General features: G+C 51.9%; 21 protein-coding genes. 7 read left to right on the forward strand and 14 right to left on the reverse strand.

The genetic code is table 11. The annotated features are described in order from the left end of the window. Positions 1 to 54: 54 nt before the first annotated feature. On the reverse strand, positions 55 to 360 hold the full coding sequence (locus TY10_RS15145; protein ID WP_042165081.1) for a YunC family protein: 306 nt from the start codon (positions 358 to 360) through the stop codon (positions 55 to 57). A 179-nt stretch (positions 361 to 539) separates the two neighbouring features. On the opposite strand from TY10_RS15145, the gene TY10_RS15150 reads away from it, so the two are divergent. After that, positions 540 to 1,019 (forward strand): hypothetical protein, encoded by a 480-nt coding sequence (locus TY10_RS15150; protein ID WP_042165084.1) that lies wholly within the window; start codon positions 540 to 542, stop codon positions 1,017 to 1,019. A gap of 73 nt (positions 1,020 to 1,092) precedes the next feature. Here TY10_RS15150 and TY10_RS15155 read toward each other — a convergent pair whose 3' ends face one another. Together TY10_RS15155 and TY10_RS15160 are read right to left on the reverse strand one after the other, a co-directional pair. Next, positions 1,093 to 3,000 carry a putative bifunctional diguanylate cyclase/phosphodiesterase gene (locus TY10_RS15155; RefSeq protein WP_081735299.1) on the reverse strand — a complete coding sequence of 636 codons (1,908 nt, stop codon included), beginning with the start codon at positions 2,998 to 3,000 and terminating at the stop codon, positions 1,093 to 1,095. Between the two features lie 138 nt (positions 3,001 to 3,138). Continuing rightward, complete coding sequence (locus tag TY10_RS15160; protein WP_042165087.1) at positions 3,139 to 3,519, reverse strand: DUF423 domain-containing protein; 381 nt, start codon at positions 3,517 to 3,519, stop codon at positions 3,139 to 3,141. Between the two features lie 100 nt (positions 3,520 to 3,619). On the opposite strand from TY10_RS15160, the gene TY10_RS15165 reads away from it, so the two are divergent. Beyond that, positions 3,620 to 4,144 (forward strand): DUF4064 domain-containing protein, encoded by a 525-nt coding sequence (locus TY10_RS15165; RefSeq protein WP_052350558.1) that lies wholly within the window; start codon positions 3,620 to 3,622, stop codon positions 4,142 to 4,144. Between the two features lie 58 nt (positions 4,145 to 4,202). On the opposite strand, the gene TY10_RS15170 is transcribed toward TY10_RS15165, so the two are convergent. Together TY10_RS15170 and TY10_RS15175 are read right to left on the reverse strand one after the other, a co-directional pair. After that, the gene (locus TY10_RS15170; RefSeq protein ID WP_042165090.1) at positions 4,203 to 7,295 is read right to left on the reverse strand and encodes an AAA family ATPase; all 3,093 of its coding nucleotides are present in this window, start codon (positions 7,293 to 7,295) and stop codon (positions 4,203 to 4,205) included. Further along, a complete protein-coding gene (locus TY10_RS15175; protein WP_042165093.1) occupies positions 7,292 to 8,458 on the reverse strand; it encodes an exonuclease SbcCD subunit D in 1,167 nt (388 codons plus the stop codon). The genes TY10_RS15170 and TY10_RS15175 overlap by 4 nt, the downstream gene beginning before the upstream one ends. Before the next feature lie 211 nt (positions 8,459 to 8,669). Here TY10_RS15175 and TY10_RS15180 point away from each other — a divergent pair, with 211 nt between their 5' ends. Together TY10_RS15180 and yhbH are read left to right on the forward strand one after the other, a co-directional pair. Continuing rightward, complete coding sequence (locus TY10_RS15180) at positions 8,670 to 9,923, forward strand: MFS transporter (RefSeq protein WP_042165094.1); 1,254 nt, start codon at positions 8,670 to 8,672, stop codon at positions 9,921 to 9,923. A gap of 1,053 nt (positions 9,924 to 10,976) precedes the next feature. Further along, complete coding sequence (yhbH, locus tag TY10_RS15185; protein ID WP_042165095.1) at positions 10,977 to 12,140, forward strand: sporulation protein YhbH; 1,164 nt, start codon at positions 10,977 to 10,979, stop codon at positions 12,138 to 12,140. Between the two features lie 249 nt (positions 12,141 to 12,389). Here yhbH and TY10_RS15190 read toward each other — a convergent pair whose 3' ends face one another. The 3 genes from TY10_RS15190 to TY10_RS15200 form a co-directional block, all read right to left on the reverse strand. Further along, the gene (locus tag TY10_RS15190) at positions 12,390 to 13,292 is read right to left on the reverse strand and encodes a sugar phosphate isomerase/epimerase family protein (protein WP_238327655.1); all 903 of its coding nucleotides are present in this window, start codon (positions 13,290 to 13,292) and stop codon (positions 12,390 to 12,392) included. Beyond that, complete coding sequence (locus TY10_RS15195) at positions 13,270 to 14,079, reverse strand: phytanoyl-CoA dioxygenase family protein (RefSeq protein WP_042165096.1); 810 nt, start codon at positions 14,077 to 14,079, stop codon at positions 13,270 to 13,272. The genes TY10_RS15190 and TY10_RS15195 overlap by 23 nt, the downstream gene beginning before the upstream one ends. 241 nt (positions 14,080 to 14,320) lie before the next feature. Beyond that, positions 14,321 to 14,734: a YkvA family protein gene (locus tag TY10_RS15200; protein WP_042165098.1), complete on the reverse strand. Its 414-nt coding sequence runs from the start codon at positions 14,732 to 14,734 to the stop codon at positions 14,321 to 14,323. Positions 14,735 to 14,973: 239 nt separating this feature from the next. On the opposite strand from TY10_RS15200, the gene TY10_RS15205 reads away from it, so the two are divergent. The 3 genes from TY10_RS15205 (at position 14,974) to TY10_RS15215 (ending at position 17,735) form a co-directional block, all read left to right on the forward strand. After that, the gene (locus TY10_RS15205) at positions 14,974 to 16,335 is read left to right on the forward strand and encodes a dipeptidase (RefSeq protein ID WP_042165100.1); all 1,362 of its coding nucleotides are present in this window, start codon (positions 14,974 to 14,976) and stop codon (positions 16,333 to 16,335) included. Further along, positions 16,332 to 17,273 (forward strand): glutaminase A, encoded by a 942-nt coding sequence (gene glsA, locus TY10_RS15210; protein ID WP_042165102.1) that lies wholly within the window; start codon positions 16,332 to 16,334, stop codon positions 17,271 to 17,273. Before TY10_RS15205 ends, glsA begins: the two co-directional genes overlap by 4 nt. Before the next feature lie 150 nt (positions 17,274 to 17,423). Beyond that, positions 17,424 to 17,735: a DUF4190 domain-containing protein gene (locus TY10_RS15215; protein ID WP_052350559.1), complete on the forward strand. Its 312-nt coding sequence runs from the start codon at positions 17,424 to 17,426 to the stop codon at positions 17,733 to 17,735. 124 nt (positions 17,736 to 17,859) lie between these two features. Here TY10_RS15215 and TY10_RS31590 read toward each other — a convergent pair whose 3' ends face one another. The 6 genes from TY10_RS31590 to TY10_RS15240 form a co-directional block, all read right to left on the reverse strand. After that, on the reverse strand, positions 17,860 to 18,732 hold the full coding sequence (locus TY10_RS31590) for an HNH endonuclease (RefSeq protein ID WP_042165105.1): 873 nt from the start codon (positions 18,730 to 18,732) through the stop codon (positions 17,860 to 17,862). 84 nt (positions 18,733 to 18,816) lie between these two features. Then, the gene (locus TY10_RS15225) at positions 18,817 to 19,773 is read right to left on the reverse strand and encodes a 3'-5' exoribonuclease YhaM family protein (protein ID WP_042165108.1); all 957 of its coding nucleotides are present in this window, start codon (positions 19,771 to 19,773) and stop codon (positions 18,817 to 18,819) included. 184 nt (positions 19,774 to 19,957) lie between these two features. Continuing rightward, positions 19,958 to 20,812: an MFS transporter gene (locus TY10_RS15230; protein WP_272945300.1), complete on the reverse strand. Its 855-nt coding sequence runs from the start codon at positions 20,810 to 20,812 to the stop codon at positions 19,958 to 19,960. After that, the gene (locus TY10_RS32085; RefSeq protein ID WP_272945301.1) at positions 20,751 to 21,158 is read right to left on the reverse strand and encodes an MFS transporter; all 408 of its coding nucleotides are present in this window, start codon (positions 21,156 to 21,158) and stop codon (positions 20,751 to 20,753) included. The genes TY10_RS15230 and TY10_RS32085 overlap by 62 nt, the downstream gene beginning before the upstream one ends. An 11-nt stretch (positions 21,159 to 21,169) precedes the next feature. Next, entirely contained in the window at positions 21,170 to 22,297 is a 1,128-nt protein-coding gene (locus TY10_RS15235) for a Gfo/Idh/MocA family protein (protein WP_042165111.1), read from the reverse strand. Positions 22,298 to 22,300: 3 nt separating this feature from the next. Continuing rightward, positions 22,301 to 23,122 (reverse strand): sugar phosphate isomerase/epimerase family protein, encoded by an 822-nt coding sequence (locus tag TY10_RS15240; protein WP_042165113.1) that lies wholly within the window; start codon positions 23,120 to 23,122, stop codon positions 22,301 to 22,303. Between the last annotated feature and the right edge of the window lie 290 nt (positions 23,123 to 23,412).

Consider the following 23,412-nt stretch of genomic DNA (forward strand, 5'->3'; position numbering starts at 1 on the left):
CGTTTTTAGTTGTATATACTGCTGGTTCATGGGATGAAGCACTTTCCTCGTTCCTCATCCCATTAAGGCCAAAGCGTCCCAGCCTCTCATACCGACCACAATGCCCAGCGATTCTGCCGTCGTGGTTACAGACTCCAGCGGCGCATCCAGCAGCTCCTCCAGCGTTTTCACGCCGACTGCTCTCCCAGCTACAATGCCGCGGTCCTTCAGCCTATCATTGAGAAGACCAACATCAAGGGCACCGCACATTATATATCCGGTATCCGTCGTTATGGCAAGAAGCGTCGTTTTAGGCAATTTCACTTCCACGCCCAGCACCGTTGCCCCATTGCCAAGCGTAATCGGAACCATTCGCATCATACGAGTTCCACCCCCTTTAAGCCAGCTTCTGTACAAGTGAGTAAGCTGCACAATCATTATATGCAGCACACCCGCGAACTGGATGGATGGATACACATTTCCGAGTGAGAATTAGGACTACATGGATGACGAAATAAGTGATATATTAGAGATAACACCTTATCTAGTCCGGAGGAACTATGAAACCCACTCAAACTATCACTCCTAAATCCTATGTATTCCAGGTCGAATTGCTCGTTGAAGGCTCCAGTAACGGGGCTGCTCTGGAAAAAATCATACATGCGCTTAATGAATCACCCTTGCTAGACTATCGGATTTTAAGCGGTATTCAGCTCGGACAACTCATCGATGAACGCAAATCTGAAGCCGATACTTTAGTTTCTGTTCCTGTTACTATGCCTGAACCTACTCAACCGGATCATGCGGCAGATTCATCCCCTGCGAATGAACAATCCGACGGATTTGATTCTATTCGGAAGTATATGAAATCCAACAAACTTATTCGGCTAATCGTCAACAAAGGCTTCGGCGTTAAACTTAGTATTCCTTGCCGAATTATTAATTTCGACGATCAGACAAGCGTGGTCACGATCTACCATGTTGATGAGAAGCAGGTCTATACGTTTAGATTGAATGAAATCGAAGACTTTCAAGAATAGCTTTTTTTGAAGCTTAAAATAAGACAAACATAAAAAACAAGCTCCCATCACGGTCGGATGAGAGCTTGTTTTTTTATTGGATATAGGCAGAGCCTAGCATTTCCTCTATGTTGGTGCTCGGCACTGGAGGACTCCAGTAATAGCCTTGCATTTCATCGCAGCGGTGTTTGCGCAGAAACTCCATTTGACCTTCTGTTTCCACGCCTTCGGCGATGACCTGAATATTCAAGTTATGCGCCATAGCGATAATAGCCGCAACAATCTCAGCATCGCTAGGATCTTGTTGTATATCTCTGACAAATGAGCGATCAATCTTCAAACGGTCGATCGGGAAGTTCTTCAAGTAGTGGAAGGAGCTGTAGCCCGTTCCAAAGTCATCAACGCTAATTCCGATACCCATATCTGTCAATGCTATAAGGCAGCGTGATACGTGAGCAACATCCATCGTCATCGATTCTGTAATTTCCAGATCCAAATACTGAGGCTCTAGCCCGGTCTTCTCCAATACTTTCGCCACTTTGCCTGCCAAATCATGCTGCACGAATTGGCGAAGCGAGAGATTGACCGACACTGGCATCGGCGGCAAGCCCGCTTCCTGCCAAGCTTTGTTCTGGCGGCACGCTTCCTCCAATACCCAATCGCCAATCTGTACGATCATACCGCTTTCTTCAGCTAGCGGAATGAACTCTCCGGGCGGGATCATCCCGCGGATTGGATGCTTCCATCGCACCAACGCCTCTACGCCGACCATCGTTCCAGAACCGATCGCATACTGCGGCTGATAATGAAGAACGAACTCCTGGCGCTGTATCGCCCGGTACATTTCATGCTGCAGCGTCAGACGCTCCAAAGAGGAATTGTTCCAGCTTTCCGAATAAAGGATACAATCGTTCTTGCCGCTTTCCTTAACGCGCACGAGCGCCATATCCGCTTTCTTGAGAAGCGTGTAGCCGTCATCCTCTGCAATTCCGTTCGTCACCGTACCGATACTCGCCGTAATATGAAGCGGAAAACCCTTCAATTCAAACGGCTCCTCGATCAGGCCCAGAATGCCGCGTGCATGCTCCAGAAGCTGCTCTTCCGTCTCCGCTTCTGTAAACAGGAGGGCAAATTCATCACCTTCCATTCGGGCTGCAAGACCATGCTCTGCAACTGCGCGGGTCAACCGCTCCGCTACTTGCATGAGCAGCATGTCGCCAAACTCTCTGCCGAAGGAAGCGTTCACCAGCTTGAAGCGGTCAAGATCCAGGTAGCATAAGCCAATTAGCTTATTCTCCTCCTGCGCCTTGACGAGACTCTCGCTTAGTTTGATATGAAAGAGCGTCCGGTTCGGCAGCCCGGTCATATCATCATAATAGGCCATATAGCGAATGCGCTCGATGTTGCGCTTGCGGTCGCTTAAGTCATGGCTGATGACGATCGTTCCGATCGCTTCATTTCCTTTCATCATCGGCGCGCATACGATCTGCAGCTCCAAAGGAAACCCCGAGCGATGCGTAATATTGACGTTAACTTGGCAGGCTTCGCCGTTCAGCGCTTGTTCCAGCAATTCATTCAACTGCTGGCGGCTGCTCGGCTCAACCAGAGGCGCAAGTGAATTGCCAAGCAACTCAGCCCGGTGGTAACCTAACGTCCGGCTGGAAGCTTCATTCATCTCGATGATAACCCCTTGCCGGTCCAGCACCGCGAGTGGAACTGCTTCCGAACGAAGGAGCGTTTCCACAATTGGCGTATGATAGTTTTGGAAGCTTGATGCTTGTCCGCGCCTGACGTAGAGGAAAGAAGTAATCGCTAGCGTACATGCGAATAGAATGGAGGATACCCATTCAAGTGGTGTATTGGACACCCAAATAAACGATAGGATAACAATGACCGCCGAAGCGATCAGGAAGAGTAAACCAACCTTCCAAGGTTCATTAAGCGATTGCGCTACCGCATACCGCGTTTGTTTAACTGGCAAGTCATCCATTCGTTTCGTCACGCACCAACTTCCTTCCTCTGCTCAGGTCAAGTGTGTGTTGGTACTATTATAAACGAAATAAACGATATGGTATAGAAATATTTACTAAAGGAATGCAAGAATCTTGTAGATGCAGATCGAATTTTGTCGGATGCTGGATTATTTTTTGGTAGAACGAAGTGCAGCCGCGATAATACAACCCCATCCGCTTAAAAAGGCAACTCCCCCGATAGGTGTGATCGCTCCGAGAACCGAAACGTCGGAAAGTGCTAACGCATAGAGGCTTCCACTGAAAATGATGACTCCGGCAACGAGCAGGTTGGCGCCGGTGCGCAGCAGCTTGCTCTCTCCAAGCCGGTCCCCAAGCAAGGCAACCAGCATAACGCCAAGCGAATGATACATATGATAGCGTACGCCCGTCTCAAAAATGTCCAAAAGACGTTCGGACAGCACTTCCTTTAATCCGTGCGCGCCAAACGCGCCAAGAGCGACCGCCAATGCGGCGCCAAACGCGCCGAGAGCAAAATATTTTTTCAACATTTGATTTTCAATCCTTCCCTGTTTGTGTATACTTTTACATGATTATGGGTTATAAATATTGCTTATTATCCTGTTACTTTACTATTAAGGAGTCGATCACTTGGAAGAGAACCGTAACGATTCAACCAGATCAGCCAATGAAGGGGAGCAGGTTGTCGATCATAACGAGCAACAGCAGCTACATAATGATCCATTTTACACGAATCCATACGCAACGCAGCCTGCCTTTGGTCATGATCTGCCCTTCCAGCAAGAGAAGATCAAGCAATCCGGACTCGGCATCGCTTCCTTTATTATTGCTCTGATCGCTGTTTTGCTAGGCATTATCGGCATGATTCTATCCGTTGCCTTCGCTGCCAATGTCTCAGAGGATCCGCAGTCGCTTATCCGCGACCTGGAGAACAATGATCCCTCCGTTCTCGCTTCAGTTATGATTGCAGGTCTTCTTATGATTGCTGGAGCCGGCATCGCTTTTGTCGGCCTCATTCTCGGTATCGTGGGCGCTTTTGCCAAAAACCGCCGCAAAGTTTTTGCAATCGTCGGCATCATCCTGAACGGATTGATTGTCGTCGGTATCGTTGCCCTGACCGTATTGGGACTTGTAATTGGCGCAGCCAACGTCTAACTTAAGCGTACAAAGGCGTGCAGCCGGATGTGTATTGGCATTCGGCTGCACGCTTTTATTATTTAACGGTGATTGCTGTCTTGCTATAGCCCTCTTTCGTCTTATGAACCTCCAGCGCAGCAGGGAATGCTTGCTTCAGCTCTTGAACGTGCGAGATAACGCCAATCAGCCTTCCCGCCCGCTGCAGATCGATAAGCGCTTCGACTGCTTTGTTAAGCGAGTCCTCATCCAGCGACCCGAAGCCTTCGTCAATAAACATCATCTCAATCGACACTCCGCCCTGGTGAGCCTGGATGACATCAGTCATCCCTAGTGCCAGACATAATGAGGCATTAAACTTCTCCCCGCCGGACATCGTTTTGACGTCGCGGTTTTGCCCCGTATAGGCATCGTAGATATCAAGCCCAAGCCCGCTTTGCTTGCCCCGAACTTCAAGCCGGTCGCTGCGCTGCAGATTGAACTGCCCGCCGGATAAATTTCGCAGCCGGACGTTGGCTGCCTGCAATATTTGCTCCAAAAACTCGATCAAAATGTATCGCTCGAACGAAATTTTCAACTCATTGTCGCCCTTCAGCATTTGATACAGATCCAGCACCTGCTCCAGATCAGACTCAAGCTGCTTAACCTTGCTGTTGGCATCATCCAGCGAGCGCTGCAGCCGCTCGACTTCTGCTGCGTAGCGAGCAGCTGTCTGAAGCGCGGCAGAAACAGCTTCCAATTGTTGCCGAAGGGCTGCTTTCTCCTCCTCGATCTGCTGTATATCCGCAGGCTTCATGCCGGACAAAGCCAGCTCCAACTCCGCGATACGACGCTCCGCAGCAAGCAGAGAGGTTTTGTAATTGTCCAGCTGCTCCTTCAGCATTGAACGGTCATGCTGGCTCAGAATCGCTGAGCGATACTGCTCCGAATTGGAGAAACCAGCAAGCTCCTGTTGCTGGACGAATCGCTCGGCTGTTTGCAGAGCGTTCGATGCCGCCTCTGCCAGCTGCTGCTCTAATTGCTCCAGGTGAGCTTTCTCCCCGGCCGCTTTCGTCCGCGTCTGCTGCAGACTTTCCTGCGCTTGCTTCCAGGCTGCCGCCAACGTATCGGCCAACAAACGCTGCTGAGTGAGCCGCTGCTTCAATTGCTCCGGCGAACGCAACGATTCCGGGATGCGTTCCAATTCCTTTTCCAGCACCGATTGCTTCGTCGCACGTTCAACAGCAATCCGGTGCTGCTCCTGCTGCAGCTTTTCCTTCGTTTGCTGCTGCTGCTCCAGCTTGGCCTCCAACAGCTCGCAGGTTCGCTTCAGCTCTTGCATTTGCTTGCCTTGCTGCTCCAGCCGGTCGGCTTCCTCTTTCAATTGCCGCCACTGTGCACGCAGGGACGTCTGCTGTTCACCCAAATGTTCGGCCGACGCGCCAAACTCGGCAAGCTCAGCAGCGCTGCTCGCCCAACTGCTGCGGGTAGCGGCGCTTTGCAGCTTCGCCTCGTTCAGCTCTCGTTCGAAATGACCCAGCCGCTCTTTCGCCTGCTGCAGCTGCTCCCGCGACGGGAGCGTATCGGATGATTCCGCTTTGGCCGGATGGTCAGGACTGCCGCATACGGGACAAGGCTTGCCGTCGTGCAGATGAGCGGCGAGCAATCCGGCTTGTCCTTCAATCCATATATGCTCCAGCTGATCATGCTCCTTGCGGATCAGTTCTAAAGCCTGCAAGCGCTCGGCTTCAAGCGCAGCAATCTGCCCAAGCTCCTTCTCCAGCTCCAGCAATCGGGAGACATGCTTGCCTTGCTGTTCGACGCCCCGCAGCTGCTCCAGCTTGCCAGGCAGGGATGCTGTCTCGCTCTCCAGTTCCTTCAACTTCGTGCTTGCCGACTGCTTCGTCTCTTTAGCTGCTGCAATTTGCGCTTCAGCTTGCTGCAGCCCGGCAGCCCCGTCTCGTTCTTCGGCAAGGAGACGATCATACGCCCCGCGCAGCTCAGCCAGTGATTGCACCGAGGGTACAAGCTCCGTCAGCGTATGCAGCTCTCGCATCGCCGCTTCCCGCTCCCCCTCGCGCTGCTCCTCGCGGCGATATTGATCCTCCGCTTCCGCTGCAGCTGCCACCGCCGCTTCGGCGGTTACCCGGCGTGCATCGCGCAGTTGAAGCTTTGCCGCAGCATCATGCGCCGCACGCTCTGCTTGCTCCGCATACGGAGCGAGCTGTGCCGCGCGCTCTGCCAGCAGCAGCCGCTGCTCGCGCTCGGCATATTCGCCGCGCTGCCCTTGGAGCCGCTCGCGGCTCAAACGCTCGCGATCCAGCTCTGCAAACCGCGCATTAAGCGCGAGCGCATCGCGCAGCCGCGCTTCCTGAGCATCAACCGCTGTCTCCAGCGACGCTTTGCCGGCCTCGCCTTCTTGCTCCGTCTGGCGGTAATAAGCCAGCTCCTGGCCCAGCGCTTCCGACAGCTGCGCTCCATTGAAGGAAGGCTGGGCTAACGTTGCAGCCAGTACGCTATCCTCCCGGACCGGCAGCGTCTCTGCGGCTTGCTTCATATACAGCTCCGCGCGCAGCTTCGCTTGCTTTAACGAGTCTCCCAGCTCCCGATTGCGCTGCTGAAACCGGCCTTCCAGCCGCTGATACAGCTCCGTACGGAAAATCCGCCGCAGTATTTCCTCTTTATTATCCGTATCAGAGGTGAGCAGCTTGCGGAATTCGCCTTGCGGAAGCATGACGATCTGGTTGAATTGCTCCTTCGTCAGCCCGATAATTTGCTCCACCTTAGCGCTCACATCGCCCACTGTAAAACGATCGACAGCCGGCACTTCCGTGCCTTCTGTCGTCTCGTACAGCTCTGCTTTGCCTCCGGTTTCGCTTTTATTGCCTCCCTTGCGATGCGGCAGCTGGCGGAACAGCCGATAGCTGCGCTTGCCGACGGCAAATTCGAAATCGACCGCGGTATGCGTATCGTCATCGGCAAAGTGGCTGCGCAGCATGCGCGGCTCTGAACGGTCCTCTCCGCTTGCCGCGCCATATAAGGCGAAACAAATTGCGTCAAAGATCGAAGTTTTACCCGCTCCCGTACTGCCCGAGATAACAAACAGCCGGTGATTCTCCAGCTGAGAGAAATCAATCGTTTCCGCGTCGCGGTAGGGTCCAAATGCTGTCATCGTCAGCTTAAGCGGTCTCATACAGCACCTCCCTCCTCACGAAGCAGCTGCTCGAACGTCTCCGCGAACAGTTGCTTCTTCTCCTCTGCCAGCGGGACGCCCTTCACTTCCGCATAAAAAGAAGCAAACAGCTCAACCGGATTCGCCTCTCTCCGTTTGCCCGCAGCCGAAGCTTCCTCGCTCTCCGCTGCCTCAACAACCCGCGTTACCCGCCGCTCTACATGCAGCGCGTTCGGATATACAGCACGTACTTTTTCCATCGGAAATAGTACCGGATTATCGTTGAGCAGCGTAACAAATACATAATCTTGGGATACCGGATGCGATTCAATTTCCTCAATTGTGCCGGTAACCCGCCGCATGTCGCGGAGCGGCTTCAGCTCTCTTTTCTCGATGGAGCATACGCCTGTTTCATTCAATTCGATAACCAAATAACCTTTCTTGTGGTTCTCCTCAGAGATCGAATATTTCAACGGCGAGCCTGCGTAACGAATGTTTTCCCGCTGGACAAAATGAGCCTGGTGTAAATGGCCGAGCGCCGTATAATGAAACGGCTCAAAATAATCCGCCCGCACATGCTCAGCCCCGCCGATCGACAACGGACGCTCCGATTCACTCGTATTCGGCTCGGCAGCGCCTCCCGGCGTTACAAAGGCGTGCCCTACTAATACATGTCTGGCTGCCGGATTCATTCGCTCTGCAATACGTTTTGTGGTCTCCCTCATGGCATCGTCATGCGTACGAATCGAATCGTCGCCAAAAGCATAGCGAACTTGCGCCGGATCGGCATAGGGCACCAGATGAAAATGCACCTCGCCATAGCCATCCTGCATAATAACCGGAGTCATGTCCGGCTTCAAGCGTCCTGCAATATGTAAGCCTCGGCTTGCCATCATTGCCGTGCCAAAATCGATACGGTCAGGGCTGTCGTGATTGCCCGAAACCGCCAGAACCGGCGTATTCAGCTCAATCACCAGCTTATTCAGCAGCTCATCAAGCAGCTCCACCGCTTCCGTCGGCGGCACTCCCCGATCATAGAGGTCGCCTGCAATGATGACAGCGTCCGGCCTCTCCTTGGCGACTGCATCCGTCAATTGCCGGAGCGCATACCGCTGGTCTTCCGTCATATATACACCCTGCACCAGCTTGCCTAAATGCCAGTCCGCAGTATGAAATAGTTTCATTCTATCATCCTTCCTGTACACCAGGCCGCAAGCGGCCCTCAAACAATTAACTATTCGCCTCGCGGCTGCTCAACTCCTTCCTGCAATATTTTCCCCTGCACCCATTGGTTGCTTAATTCGCCAAACCGCGTTACATTTATTCGAGCTATTATTCAGGGATCCAAATCTATTAATTTTACGGCATGAAGGTGCACAACGGAGGATTATTACGGTGGTGGAACAAACTAAGGCAAGGTCAAAAAGCAAGCTGTTGAGCAACTACTCGCTGCTGCTTGCCGTCGTTTTCGGCGGTTTTCTCGTATTCGGCTTTTCGGAAAATATTAAAGGCCCCGCGATTCCGCGCATGCAGTCCGACTTCTCATTAAGTGAGATGCAGATCGGTCTGCTGCTGGCGCTTAACTCACTCGGGTATCTGCTGGCTTGTACCTTTACGGGTGCACTAGCCAAACGGTTCGGTGTCAAAATGACGACGATCATCGCCTTTGCAGCGATGGCTTTATCCGGTTTATTCATTTACTGGTCGGCAAACTATACCACGTTGTCCTTATCCTACTTTTTCATGTATATCGGTAATGGTCTGCTGGAGATCGCGCTTGCGATACTAGCGGCTCGGATTTTCACCCGCAATACCGGCATGATGATGAACCTCTCTCATTTCTTCTATGGGCTAAGCTCTATGGTTGCACCGCTGCTCGCAGCGTCGCTCATGGGCGTGCAGTTATTTGGTTCTGAGCTAGGCTGGAGAGGAATGTACGCGCTTGTGCTTGCGTTGTCCGTGCTGCCTATGATTCCTGCTCTATTCGCACGCGTTCCGGGAGATGAGATGAAGCCGGAAGAACGGCTGTCGCTCAAATCCTTTATTAAAGACCGCGCGGCATGGCTCATTGTGGGCATGCTGTCCTTCGGGGTCGTGTCGGAGCTTGCGGTAGGGGGCTGGCTGGTCAACTATTTGGAAAAGGTATACGGCTGGAGCAGTGACGCCTCGGCGGCGATGCTGTCCGCCTTCTTCCTCTGCTTCATGCTGGCGCGTCTGCTGCTCGGACCGCTTACCGATCGATTCGGCTACACGCGATCGATTATCGTACTGTCGGCTGTGTCAGGCCTCTGCTCAGCAGGGGCTATTGTCGCTGGCGAATCCGGCGCCTTTCTATTCGCGCTGGCCGGTGTGGGCATCGCTCCGATCTACCCAACCGTGATGGCGCTGCTCGCCAAGCGGTACGCGAACGGAACAGAGACGGCGATCACCTTCACCGTAACGATGATGGGCGTCGCCAGCGTCATCGGGAACTTCCTGATCGGGGCGATCACCGATCTGTTCAAAAGCTTTTTCCGTTCAAGCCCGGATGCCGGTCTAGCCGCCGGACTTCAGGCGGGATACGGGTTTATCGCCGCTTGCGCGCTGCTCTGTTCTGTCGTGGCTGTCATGCTGTACCGGTATATGAACAAACGCGGGGAGTTGTTGTAGGGCAGGGCGAACAAACAACTACTCCTACAACAATCCCCCTGCAGCAACTTCCCGTTAACGAACAGCGAAACTGAGTTCGCTAATTGAAGTACTGAGACTCTCATGCCCGCCTCGAGCGAAATTGTCTTCGTTATATTGCGAAGCTGCTTCGCTCTGCGTTACTGTACGTTGCAGTACCTTCTACATTTTGGGCTAAGTTAGTGAGGGGGCTGGAGGCTGCGAGAATTCGAGCTCCCTTTCCCAATAACGAAGCAGGTTCGCTAATTTGTGAACCTGGTTTCGCTATATCCAGTTGAAACTGAATTATACCGCAAATAGCGAACCTAATTTCGCTACTCATGAACACAGGTTCACGAACAGCGAAACTGGGTTCGCTATGTAAAGTGGGGGTACTCGCATGCGCTCCTCCAGCGAATTTGTCTTCGTTAAATTGCGAAGCTGCTTCGCTCTGCGATCCTTTACAAGCAGCACCTTCTACAGTTTTGACTAAACGTCGCTAAACCTTACTATTCTTAAAGTAATCTAGCAGCCCGTTCCAAACTTCTTCCGTCACAAAATAAGTTTCTACTGCAGATAGAATTTCCCCAGTTAAATGATGTTTATATTTAATTTGTGTATATAAGTTATCACCACCTTATTTAATGTAGAATTTTCCTTAAAATCAGCTGCTTTCCCATTGAAAGGCCTCTATAAGTCTAAAAGTTCATAACAGGGGAAATCAAATTCCGAATAGAGAAAAAGCATCACCAATTTGACTTTATAAAGTCGAATCTCACGGCTTGTCCCCCTTACTCTCGTTCCGGTCCTTACACTGACTCACAAACCCAACTTTTACTTCACCAGATCCAGATATGATCTATATTTGATGTTTCGCGAGTAAAAGAAGCCCGTTTTCGTAAACCGCCTGTCGCTTTGTCGTTTCTCATACTGCTATTAAATCTATCTCCCCCCCGAAGAGACTGATAGAATCGGGCAACTTTTGCTTCACATATCCGGGGAGGACTTGAATACATTAAATAATAACCATACATTCTCGCAAGGAGGTGCTCCGAAATGGGTTCAGCGGATCATAGAATGTTTGTTGTTTCTCAGGAGGATTGGTCGCTGCATCGTAAAGGCTATCAAGACCAGGCCAGGCATCAGCAAAAAGTACGGGAAGCGATCAAGCAAAACTTGCCTGATCTCGTATCCGAGGAAAGCATCGTCATGTCCGACGGCAAGCAGGTCATTAAAGTGCCGATTCGGAGCCTTGACGAATTCCGTTTCGTGTACAACTACAATAAAAATAAACATGTCGGGCAGGGCGACGGCGACAGCCAGGTTGGCGACGTTCTCGGGGTCGACCCGCAAGCCGCCAAGGGTCCGGGAAAAGGGGAAGGCGCGGGTGATCAGCCCGGCGAGGACGTTATAGAGGCGGAAATCAGTCTGGCCGAGCTGGAAGCCATGCTGTTCGAGGAGCTGGAGCTGCCTTTTCTCCGGCAAAAGGACAGGGATCAGCTGGAGACGACGGAAATCAGGTTTAACGACATCCGTAAAAAAGGGATCATGTCCAACATCGATAAGAAGCGGACCATTATGGAAAATCTCCGGCGCAACGCCACCTCCGGCCAGCCCGGCATCCACCGTATTTCCCCCGACGATCTCCGCTATAAAACCTGGGAAGAGATCGTCCGGCCGCAGTCCAATGCCGTCATTCTTGCAATGATGGACACATCTGGAAGCATGGGCTCATTCGAAAAGTATGTGGCGCGCTCCTTCTTCTTCTGGATGACCCGTTTCCTGCGCAACCAGTACGAGAAGGTCGAAATCGTCTTCATCGCGCATCATACGGAAGCCAAGGAAGTCACGGAGGAGGAGTTTTTCACCCGCGGCGAAAGCGGCGGTACGATTTGCTCGTCTGCCTATATCAAGGCGCTCGAAATCATCGACAGCCGTTACTCGCCAAGCGCATACAACATCTATCCATTCCACTTCTCCGACGGTGACAATCTGACTTCCGACAATGAGCGCTGCGTGAAGCTGATTGGCGAGCTGCTCAAACGCTCCAACCTTTTCGGCTACGGCGAAGTGAATCAATACAACCGCTCCAGCACGCTTATGTCCGCCTACAAGCATATCAATATGCAGCATTTCATGTATTACGTTATCCGCGAGAAAGGCGAGGTCTACAACGCGCTGAAATCATTCTTCCATAAACGGGAAGGCGTGCCGGGCTAACCTGCACCAGTTGAAGTAACCTTTCTCTCGCAATGGAAAATGTGTCCAAACCGCAATTCGCAATTCGCAATTCGCAACCCGCACCCTCGGCGCTAATCATTCTTCTCCACAAATTAATAAGTAAAGCCGGAAGCCAGAGGAGCGCCGCTCCTGCCAAGCTTCCGGCCTTTTCGTTGTTGCCGGGAAAATTGTTATTTATCAGTCTTAGGTTGATTTAGCTGTGTGTTGATCCTCAACAGTACAAATTCCTTACTGAATCTCATTCCAGAGTGTGCGGGCCAGCTGTTGAAAATAGAGCGATTGCGACCAGCGGTCGCTAATCTCATTCGTGCGTCCTGTGGCTTCGTCGGTCGTGATCGCATACGACGCCGGGCCCAGCTCGCAAACGAATGGGAACCTTTGCCCTGGCGCAGCTTGCCGCAGCCAATGGCGCATGCCGTCCGCCCACCAGCGTTTATAGTGATCCAGTATCGGATGTTCGCCTTGCTCCCCGACGTCGACTTGAATCTGCTCGCCATTCGATACCCGGGCATGAATGCTCGAGGTCTGCACCAGCAACTGCTGCAGCAGCGCTTCCGCTTCATCGGGAACGTGATGCATTTCCCCCGCCACTACATAATGAGAGTAATCGATCGTCAGCTTTAAATCGCCGATGGACCGGACATACTCCGCAGTACGGATGAGATCCTGCGTAATCGTGCCGCGATGCGTCTCGACGAACACGGATATGCCGGCATCAGCGGACAAGCGTTGAATATCCCGCAGCAGCTCCAGTGCAGATTCTCCAGTCACAAATGGAGTGAGCACCTGCGCATTGACATACTGGATGCGCTCAGCGCCGCCGTATGCTTGCGCCTCCTGTAGGAACGCCTGCATATCCGCTGCGTTTCTCGGATAGGCATTGACACTGAAGCTAAGGCCATACTCCTTGAGCAGCCTATTCCACCGCTCCGCTTCCTCCTTCGCAGGCAGGAAGCCATTAATGCCGTCATAGCCAGCCTCGGCAATCCGGGCGAACCGTTCTTCCAGGCTCCACTCTCGCCCGGCCTCCCCAAGTCCGCTCATTGTCCACCAGGACATTTGAACGTCTAACGCTGGCGCCGGACTAGCAGCAGTTGCATTTGTATGATCAGTGCGGGTAGACGAGTTCATGTTCAATGCCGCAAGGCCCTCCTTCCATATTCAGCTCCAGCTCAACCTGCGAGCCGTCCGCCCGGTACAACGGCCGGTAGAAATGGCTGATCTTCGTCGCCGATTCGTTCGCATAGTGGCAAATAAAAGCGCGGCGGAAGCGGTCCTTTGATTTGTTGCGGTACGAGCCGTGGATGAGATTGCCGTTGAAAAACAAGACGTCTCCCTTATCCATAATAGCCGGAATTGGCTTCTCCTCTTTGGGAGGCTTGACGTAATGCGCGGAGAACGATTCTTTGACATCCGCCTCATCCGGGCAGACGATTTCATAAGTATTCGTCTTCGGCACGATCAGCATGCCGCCGTTTTCCTCATCAGCCGCATCGATAGCCGTCCATGCTGCAATACAGTTGCCAGGCTCCACTTTCAAATAAAAGTTGTCCTGATGCAGTGCTTGACCGCGCGAGCCCGGCGGCTTGTAATAGAACATGCTTTGAGCGGCCAGCGCCTCTTCGCCATACAGATCGCCTAATACGTCCAACACCGGGGCGTGAAGCATGTATTTTCTTGCCGTCTCGTCAATACGATGCGGATGCAGAACACGCGGATACCGCTTTAGCGGATCGGTGCTTTCCCCTCCAAGCTCCGGCTCAAAATAGCCGGGAATTGCTTGCTGGCTGATTTTATCAAACACCTCTTCAATCTCGGCCACCTGATCCGGATTAAACAGGCCTTTTACAATTAAATATCCTTCCGTATTAAACGCAAGCAGTTGTTCCTCTGTAAGCACTCGCAATGGTTTGGTCATTGGCTGCCAACCTCCTATTTATCAGCTCACATCTTCATGCTGTAAGCCGTCGTTTCTTAACAACTTCAGTATAAATAAGGAGACAAGGCGGTTGAATGCCGAAAGATGCTAAAAAGTCACACTATCCTGCTATTTTCAAAAAACACTTGCTCTAGCAGATGGCTGCCTACACTCCAATCATACAAAAAAAGCGCTGCAGCCCAGAGCTGCACGCGCTATTTCCCTATTATCCGTCTGCCATCTACCCTTCGGTCCGCAAAACGGTCAAACCATCCGTCTGCTGCTGCTTCTCACGAACCTCGCCGTAAAAGAAACGTTCCGCCTTGTCGCGATGTACAGCATTCACATGCTTGCCAATGGCGGTGACTGCCGCCGCAATAACGGTTGCATCGTCAGTGAAGCCAAGTCCCAGCAGCGCATCTGGAATGGCATCGATCGGGCTGATAAAGTAAGCGAGAGCGCCAAATGCGATACCTTTGGCATAGAGAGGCGTTTTGGCATCAATCGCGCAAAAGTACATCGATACCGCTTCTTTTGAGAACGGAACTTTGCTTGCGTATTTTTTCATTTTGCTCCAAAACTTCTTCTTCACAACCTCTTCATCACGCTGGCGCTTGCCCTCTTCTTCAACCTGCGGCTGTACGATCTGCTGCATTTGGCGCTCCCCCTTCCGAACTCAATGATGGATTTCCTTCATTATAGACTACAACAAGCTGCTATTACTTCCGTCTCTAGTTCAGTAAGAACCCAGCCTTTCGTCCAGCATAGCGCAGAATTCGCCTTGTTGATTCGTACAATGCCGAGCCCGATTATTTCTCCAGAACCGATTATAGAAATCGGTGAAAAAGTAGTACAATAGAGAAGAATTAACGATTTGAAGGAGGTACATTCCAAATGAATTATGAAAGCTATTTTCAACAATTAAGGGAGCAGCATCTGGAGCAGTTAAAGCAATTTCTGACCATTCCGAGCATTTCCGCTCTCTCCGAGCATAAGCAGGATATGAATGAAGCGGCGCAATGGGTAGCGCAAAAGCTGAAGGAAGCCGGTATGGATATCGTTGAGGTACATCCGACGTCCGGCCATCCTATCGTCTATGCAGAACATCTGCATGCGCCGGGCAAGCCAACCGTCCTCATCTACGGACATTACGACGTTCAACCGGTCGACCCGCTTCATCTATGGGAGACACCTCCGTTCGAGCCGACTGTTCGCGGCGGCAAGCTTTACGCACGTGGTGCCACGGACGACAAGGGACAGCTATTCCTACATATTAAAGCCATTGAAGCGCTGCTTCGCCAGGAAGGCGAGCTGCCGGTCAATGTGAAGTTCTGCATCGAGGGCGAAGAGGAGATTTCCAGCCCAAGCCTGCCGGCATTTATGAAGACGAATGAAGAAAAACTGGCGACTGACGTCGTCGTCATCTCCGACACCTCCCTCCTTGAAAAGGGCAAGCCTGCGATTTCAACCGGACTTCGCGGTCTCTGCTCACTGGAGGTCGCCATTCAAACGGCCAATACCGATCTCCATTCCGGCACATACGGCGGCGGCGTTCCAAATGCGCTTCATGCGCTAGTAGAGCTCTTGGCTTCCTTGCATGATGACAAAGGACGGATAACAGTTGAAGGCTTCTACGAGGGCGTTCCCGAGCTGTCTGCGGCGATGCGCGAAGAGTTTGCCAAGCAGCAATTTAATGAAGAAAAGCTGCAAGATCATCTGGGCCTCGATGCCCTGTATGGCGAGGAAGGCTATTCTTTCGTAGAGCGGACGGGCGCGCGGCCGACACTGGAGCTGAACGGCGTTTATGGCGGCTTTCAGGGTGAAGGTACGAAAACGGTCATCCCGAAGGAAGCCCATGCAAAAATCACCTGCCGTCTCGTCGGCAATCAAGATCCTGTCGCTACTTTAGAGCGCATTTCCGCGCATCTTCACACGCATGTGCCAACGGGCGCGAAGCTGACTGTGACGCCAGGGGAAAAAGCCCGCGCATTCAATATGGACCCGAATCATCCGATGCTGCAAATTGCGGCTGACGCCTATGAAGAGGTGTATGGAACGAGAGCGATCTTCACGAAAGACGGCGGCTCCATTCCGATTGTCGAGACCTTCTCGCGAGTGCTGTCCGCCCCTGTTGTCATGATGGGCTTTGGTCTTCCTGATGAGAATTTGCACGCTCCTAACGAGCATTTCAATTTGGAGAACTTCGATAAAGGCTTGCTGACGATCGTCGCTTTTCTGAAAAGGTTAAAGGGATGAGCGGCCTCGAATTCGAGCAATTACAGCAAAATTTACCCGAATGGGTTCGAGCAAGCCAGCCTTGCTCGGCCCATGGCCGGGTAGCTGCATATATTCCTGAGCTGTCCAAAGCGCCCGGCGAGGCGCTTGGCATTCACCTGATCGATGCACAGGGACACTCCTTAACGGCTGGCGACAGCAGTCTTTCTTTTACGATGCAGAGTATTTCCAAGGTGTTCACATTAATATTGGCACTCATAGACAACGGGGAGGAAAAGGTATTCAGCAAAGTCGGCATGGAGCCAACCGGGGACAACTTCAACTCCATGCTGAAGCTGGAGCTCGTCCGGCCGGGCATTCCGTTCAATCCGCTGATCAATGCCGGAGCGATTGCCGTCTCCTCCATTATAGGCGGCGACAATCCGGACGAGAAATCGTCGCGTGTGCTTCAATTTTTCCGGAAGCTGGCTCACAATGATGCACTTGATTATGATTACGATGTGTACCGCTCCGAGTCGGATACGGCGAATTTGAACCGTTCGATGGGTTATTTGCTTAAGGATAATGGCGTGCTGGAGGGCAACGTGGATGATGTGCTCGACGTCTACTTCAAGCACTGCTCCGTTAACGCAACTTGCGCCGATTTGTCGCGCATGGCGCTCGTGCTCGCTTTTGACGGGACTGATCCCATTACGGGAGCGAGCCTCATTCCAAGACGCTATGTACAAATCGCCAAAACGTTTATGACGACCTGCGGCATGTACAACGCTTCCGGAGAATTTGCCATTCAGGTCGGCCTTCCTGCAAAAAGCGGCGTGTCCGGCGGTATTCTGACAATGGTGCCTGGCCGTTACGGCATTGGCGTTGTTGGCCCTGCCCTCAATGCAAAAGGGAACAGCATAGCAGGCGTTCAATTGCTGGAGACGATATCCAGACAAATGAACTGGAGCCTCTTCTAGCCTTCAGCTTATTTTTCCATAGAAAATAGGGAGAGCAGCAGGTATAATGTTGGTATACCAACTTTTGGGAGGAAGTCGCTTTTGTCGAATTTTGATAACGGACCGCAGTTTCAAAATTATAACCCGCCGCCTCATCCGAATCAGCCTTGGATGCCTACGCCTCCGGCACGCACCAATGGCAAATCGATTGCGGCTCTTGTACTAGGCATCTGTTCAATTATTGTACCTTATCTTGGATTTTTCATCGGAATCGTCGGTATGATTATTTCAACGCTGTCCTTAGGCGAAATTAAGAAAAAAGGCGAGCAGGGAAAAGGGCTGGCTATAGCCGGCCTTGTGACGAGTATCATCGGCACGGCAATCTATGCCCTTATCTTCCTTGTCCTTATCCTTGTCCTTGTCTTCGCCTCGGTTGACAGCTATGACAGCAGCAATTACAGCTATAACGTAGCCAGCAACTAATTGCATAGCTGATACGAAAAAAACCGCGCTAGCGGCTCTTTACAGAACGGGGGGTTCTGCTGAAAGGGCATGGCGCGGTTCTTTTTGTTTTGCAGAAGCGGCCTTGCCAGCCTCCACATCATCATCAGTTTTCCTTCATAAATTCCTCAAGATCTTTATCTGCCTTGGACTGGTTGCAGAAATTACAGGCGCATACGCAATTGTCGGGTGTCGTGTGCCCGCCCTTAGCGCGAGGGAGCATATGGTCGATCGTATCGCCATAATCTCCGCAGAAGTAACAGGTATAGTTGTCCCGGGTCAATATATGCTTGCGGAAATCTTTGTTGCTGAACAGTCTGCGGATCGTATGCCGGTTCACGACGACAGCAGCCCGCTCCTTGACGAGTGTAACCGCAAGCTCAATATCGATCTCCTGATACCAGCGTCTGCCTTTATCGGTTTTGCCGCGCATCCAGATCGTTCCTTGCTGGGTCGGCCTCAAAAACGCCGTGTCGGTAGGCGAATGATTCGAAGGCTTCGGCTGCTGGCGCTGCTTCGTTTGGCGTGTGGACTGTCTGGTGCGCGGCCTGCGTTTGGGATCAGCGACACTGGAAGCTGAGACCGCTTTGCCAGTGTCTGAGCTGAGCAGCGCTCGATCTTCTGCTGCAGCACCTTTGTCCTCCGCGGCGGATACAGCTTCGCCAGTACTGGCTGCTGCTTTGGTTCGCTTTCGCTTAGCGGCGGCCGCTTTGCCTGGCGAAAGTCCCGCTATAGCCGCTGTTGCCGGGGAAGCAGACCCTGCTGGCACAGCTTGAATAGAAGCCGCTTTATCTGCGGCTTTCCCTTCTGCTGCTCCTGGCGTTGCAACAGCGCGGCGTGTTTTGCGGCAGGAGCGGCAAGCTCCCCGCCTCGATTGTGCGCCGGAGCGCCGGCCGGTACGGCGCAAAAACTCGTTCATCGGCTTTGGCTCATGACAATGAGCGCAATATTTCAAAGTCGGTTGTTCGGTATCTGCCATCGGTTGCTCCGGGCAATCCCATGTTGCCTACTGCCCGCTATCTTCCCCTCGATTTTTTTATCATTGTAGCATGTATTCGCGATTTTACAGCTTCATCCGGTAAATCGGCTTATTTTCCAATCCGCGGATAAATGGCGTCCAGGGCTCGGATTCCGGTGTTGTATCAAGCGCATCCTCGACCATTTGAAGCTTCGCATCCATAGCGTCGATATGGTGAAGAGCCACAGCTTCCGCCGTTTGCGGCTGAACCGGACTTCCCCACTCTCCCAGATTATGATGCGACAGCACCAGATGCTGCAGCCCGATCACCTTCTCGGATTCCAATTCGATTCCATTATGAATAGCCGCTTCCGTAATCCAATTGGAGGCCAGCGATATATGTCCAAGCAATTTCCCTTGCAGACTATAGTCCGATACGATGCCAAGCTGAGCGATCATTTCCTCAGGCTTCGCAATATCATGCAAAATAATGCCTGCTTTAATGAGATCCGGATTCAAGAATGGTCTTTGCTTGCAGATGAACTCGCCGATTTCCAGCATTCTTACAATATGATAGGCGAGACCGGCAAAATAAGCGTGATGATGCGTCTTCGCAGCCGGATAATGGCTCAGTTTGTCATCCACCTTCGCTACGCAATAATCGACGATTCGTCGAATCTCTTCATCCTCAATGCTATTTTGCACTTGCTTAATTGAATGAATAAGATCATTAGGCGAAATCGGCGCTGAACGAATGAAATCAGTCAAATTCACTTGGTCTTCTTCTGTTGTGAGCCGCATGCGTACGATTTTGATCTGCAGCTTCTCGCGGTAAGTCTGCACTACGCCTTGAACCTTGACCAGCCCCATCGGGAAAAAGGTTTCCTTGTCCGTAGACGACACGTCCCAGAACTTGGCCGACATTTGCCCGCTTCCGTCGCAAAGCACGATATCGAAATAATCTTTCGGCGTTGCTCCGTTCGTCAGCTTCACATCAAGCTCTTTCAACAAATAATAGCCTGTAAAATCATCCTGACTCACTAATTGCTTAATTAATGTCATCGTTGTTCCTCTCTTCTACCATTCTCCCAGTTTAAACCTATACGACCATTATACAATGGAATGCTCTGGAGTGACTCGGTTTTATTGAAAGGCATTTAAGAAAGCCCCCGTAAGACGAGGACCGGCCATTAACTAAAAAAGCCGCAATTCCGTCGGTACCTGCCAACGGCGATTGCGGCTGCATTCATTTCACTGTAGCTTTTTCCCTTAAAAACCGATAGAGCAGTGCAAAACCGAGCACCCCGGCAAGTGCCATAATCCCGCTTGCTGCGTACATCGGCTGCGGGCCAAATCGGTCGAACATCCAGCCGCCAAGAAAGCCTGCAACGATGCCGGACAGCCCGCCCCAGGTTAGAGCATACCAGGCTTGGCCTGAAGCCCGGAACTCGGCTGGAACAAGCAATGCGGTAAGCTGTGTCCCGATATAGTAGAAACCTCCGAAGGTCAGACAATGGAGAGCTTGAATGAATATAATATGCATCGGACTCTCGGCAACCGCCATCAACGACCAGCGCAGCGCATACAGCACGCTTATTACTGCAAGGCATAACATCATAACGCGGACATTTTTGCGCAAATAACGATCCAGCAGCAAAAATACCGGTATCTCAAAAATCGAAGAAAAAAAGGCCGACCAGCCGATTATACTTGTTTTGCCTCCAAGCTCAGCGATATATAGCCCGACGAAGGTCGTATTTATCGAGTTTGGTATCGACAGAACGAGACCGATAATGAGAAACAGAACAAACGGCCAATTGCGAAGCATGGAACTGCGGCTGACTGGAGCCTTGCCAGATTGGGATGCCGCTGCCGGCGCTCCGCCAGCCGGCAGCGTAAAGGCAAGGCCAATCGCGAGCAGCATCATTATGCTGTAGACAATCCACAATCGCTCGATGCCCATCACGCCAATGACCGGCCCCGAAGCTACCGCCAGCAGCGCCCAGCCAAGCGATCCCCATAGCCGGAATGCGCCAAATTTATGGCTGGTCCCTTCGATCGCATTCAGAATCAGGCTGTTGCTTTGCGAGAATAGCGGCATTTGAAAGAAGTAAAAAAAGCAGCATGCACGCATAGATAAGCGTGTAGGAATGGACGAGAAATACGAGCTGCATAACTAATAAATTACCGATCAGCATGACGATCAGAATTCGCCGGATGTTGCGGAACCGGTCGCTCAAATAACCCCAGAACGGATTGGCAATGAGCGATACGACCGGCCCCCCTGCCATCAGAGCACCGATTTCAATTGTGGACATCCCTTGCGACTGCAAATATAAAGCAAAAAAAGTGCTGTACACTGCAATTGTTCCATAGACGAAAAAGTTAAAAGCCTTTATGGAGCGGTAGCCTGAACTGACGGCTGTCAATGAAGCGGAAGAATTCATAGATAGGCCGTTTAAAGCTTCACGGCTGTCGACCGCGACGCTTCCGCCACTTCCTCGGCCGTCACTTCCCGGCCAAGCTCGTCAGATTTATACATGCCCTCGCTAATCAGCATCGTATTTAAGGCAATCTGCGCCGTCGGCAGAAGCTCCACTCTGCCCTGAAGCGCAGCAACCCAATGATGCTGCGAGGAATCGTAAGCATCTTCGTTCTCCCTCAATCGGTGCCAGCGAATATCCATCATATCGAGATCGATCGTGCTGTCCATATCCATATCGCAGACGGTGCTGTGGAAGCTGAACGGCTGAGCCGCTGCCCCCGTTCCGTCATTCGGCAGCCGGATGCCGCCTTTGCTGCCCGCAATGCTGCTGCCTTCAAAGCCGCCGAGATGTATCGACCATGATTCGATGATATCCAGTGTCAGCCCTCCGCTAAAGCGGACAAGACCGGAAGCCAGCTCCTCCACGTCAAAGCCGCTGATCGCTTGCCGCTCGGCCAGCATATCCATCTCCTGATACAGCTTGCCCGAGATCCGCTCCACACCAGGATTGCCAAGCAGATACAACAGCTGTGAAATATGATAAACGCCCATATCCAGCAAAGCTCCGCCGGCGGCCGTTTCTTTTCTTGTAAAATATGGCGTGCCATACCCGTCAACGAATGGACGGTTGCGTCTGCGGAAGCCCGTGGAGCGCGCATGATACAGCTTGCCCAGCATACCGCCGTCAATCAGCTGCTTGGCCGCTTTCGTTTCTTTCCGGTACAGCAGCCCCAACTGAATATGCAGCTTCTTCCCGCTCTCTTCCGCTGCGGCAGTCATGCTCTGGCCGTCGAAGTACGTGCCGGCAATCGGTTTTTCGCAATAGACGTGCTTGCCTGCCCGCAGCGCATCAATCGTTACCGGCGCATGAAAGTTGTTATGAAGGCAAACGTCAACGGCGTCCAAGTCATCCCGTTCCAGCAGCTTATGATAGTCTGAATACACATGCGGAATACCGTATTGCTGGGCAACCCGCTGCGCTTCCACCTCATTCACATCGCATACGGCGACCAGCTCCGCCCCAGGAATCGTCTGATACTGCTGCACATGCATTTTGCCAATTTGTCCGACCCCAATGATCCCGATCCGTATCCGTTCCATCGTTTAAGCCTCTCCCTTATGCGATTCTGCTTCATTCGCCAGATGTTGTTGCACCAGCCCGATCAGCCGTGAAGTCTCCCCGTATTGATTCTCCGGCGCATTATGCTCAATGCCCCAGTAACCGTTATAGCCCGCTTCCCGCAGCGTACTTATCGTTTGGATTGCATCCGGCGATGATGCCGTCTCCGCATCGAAATGCGTATGATAAGCCCAAGGCGCAACAAGACGGTCACCCTCCTCGCGATCGGCACGCCAGCGTCCCAGGTGAACGAGGAAGCCAAATGCCGGATGATTCACCGCCTCTGCCAGCCGCTTCAATTCTCTAGGCTGCAGGGATGCGCCCATATGGTTTTCCGGACCGATCCGGAAGCCGTTATCCGAAGCAAATTCCGAGAACTGCTGGTAACGCCGCACTGTAAACTCGAATTGCTCGTCACCCATCGGCTCGGTATCCGTGTAAGAGCCTCCCGTATCTATCCGAACCGTCTCTGCGCCCAGCATAACCGCAGCCCGCAAATGAATGAGAGCATTCTCGTACAAATGCTCTCTTAGCTCAGGGTCCGGGTCCCATAAATGTGCGCCGTCGATCGCAAAGTTCACAACCCGGAGCTCCCGCTCATCGAGCGCCTCTTTAATTTTCCGAATATATCCTTCATCCGCCAGCTTCATGACCGGTTTGCTGGTCCGGTCGATGAAAAAACCGTTCCACAAATCAGCAACGTCAAGTCCATAGCGGTATCTAACCGTTTCCAAATAACCGAATACGTCCATCTTTCCTTCTAAGTACGTGTTGTTGAACGAATAGCCTCCAATTGAAATGTTCATAAGCAGTCACCTCTCCCGGCAGTCATTGTGTTCCAACTCCATTATAGACCTCTGTCCAAAACGGTCAGGGGCTCTTTTTCCTTCGAGATGGGGTAAATTTCTATCGTTGCCGGTGTTGAAAAGGAAGTAAATTGGGTATAATGGATACGCGAACTATGACGAATTGTCGAATGGTAGCGTAATCAATCTATTTTCAATATAATAATGATACATAATCGTTATTTTAGTTATGTGGCATGTTTATAATATAATGGTTTTATATGAATGTTCTAATTCCGTCCCATGAACTT

It is taken from the genome of Paenibacillus gorillae (assembly GCF_000513275.1).
Taxonomy (GTDB): Bacteria; Bacillota; Bacilli; order Paenibacillales; family Paenibacillaceae; genus Pristimantibacillus; species Pristimantibacillus gorillae.

Excerpts from the sequence above, each read along its gene's own strand:
- TY10_RS15150 (WP_042165084.1), top strand. The coding sequence starts at position 540 with ATGAAACCCACTCAAACTATCACTCCTAAATCCTATGTATTCCAGGTC.
- TY10_RS15215 (WP_052350559.1), top strand. The coding sequence starts at position 17,424 with ATGCCTACGCCTCCGGCACGCACCAATGGCAAATCGATTGCGGCTCTT.
- TY10_RS15225 (WP_042165108.1), bottom strand. The coding sequence starts at position 19,773 with ATGACATTAATTAAGCAATTAGTGAGTCAGGATGATTTTACAGGCTAT.
- TY10_RS15235 (WP_042165111.1), bottom strand. The coding sequence starts at position 22,297 with ATGGAACGGATACGGATCGGGATCATTGGGGTCGGACAAATTGGCAAA.
- TY10_RS15145 (WP_042165081.1), bottom strand. The coding sequence starts at position 360 with ATGATGCGAATGGTTCCGATTACGCTTGGCAATGGGGCAACGGTGCTG.
- TY10_RS31590 (WP_042165105.1), bottom strand. The coding sequence starts at position 18,732 with ATGGCAGATACCGAACAACCGACTTTGAAATATTGCGCTCATTGTCAT.
- glsA (WP_042165102.1), top strand. The coding sequence starts at position 16,332 with ATGAGCGGCCTCGAATTCGAGCAATTACAGCAAAATTTACCCGAATGG.
- TY10_RS15190 (WP_238327655.1), bottom strand. The coding sequence starts at position 13,292 with ATGAACTCGTCTACCCGCACTGATCATACAAATGCAACTGCTGCTAGT.
- TY10_RS32085 (WP_272945301.1), bottom strand. The coding sequence starts at position 21,158 with ATGAATTCTTCCGCTTCATTGACAGCCGTCAGTTCAGGCTACCGCTCC.
- TY10_RS15195 (WP_042165096.1), bottom strand. The coding sequence starts at position 14,079 with ATGACCAAACCATTGCGAGTGCTTACAGAGGAACAACTGCTTGCGTTT.
- TY10_RS15170 (WP_042165090.1), bottom strand. The coding sequence starts at position 7,295 with ATGAGACCGCTTAAGCTGACGATGACAGCATTTGGACCCTACCGCGAC.
- TY10_RS15200 (WP_042165098.1), bottom strand. The coding sequence starts at position 14,734 with ATGCAGCAGATCGTACAGCCGCAGGTTGAAGAAGAGGGCAAGCGCCAG.
- TY10_RS15230 (WP_272945300.1), bottom strand. The coding sequence starts at position 20,812 with ATGCCGCTATTCTCGCAAAGCAACAGCCTGATTCTGAATGCGATCGAA.
- yhbH (WP_042165095.1), top strand. The coding sequence starts at position 10,977 with ATGGGTTCAGCGGATCATAGAATGTTTGTTGTTTCTCAGGAGGATTGG.
- TY10_RS15240 (WP_042165113.1), bottom strand. The coding sequence starts at position 23,122 with ATGAACATTTCAATTGGAGGCTATTCGTTCAACAACACGTACTTAGAA.
- TY10_RS15160 (WP_042165087.1), bottom strand. The coding sequence starts at position 3,519 with ATGTTGAAAAAATATTTTGCTCTCGGCGCGTTTGGCGCCGCATTGGCG.
- TY10_RS15175 (WP_042165093.1), bottom strand. The coding sequence starts at position 8,458 with ATGAAACTATTTCATACTGCGGACTGGCATTTAGGCAAGCTGGTGCAG.
- TY10_RS15205 (WP_042165100.1), top strand. The coding sequence starts at position 14,974 with ATGAATTATGAAAGCTATTTTCAACAATTAAGGGAGCAGCATCTGGAG.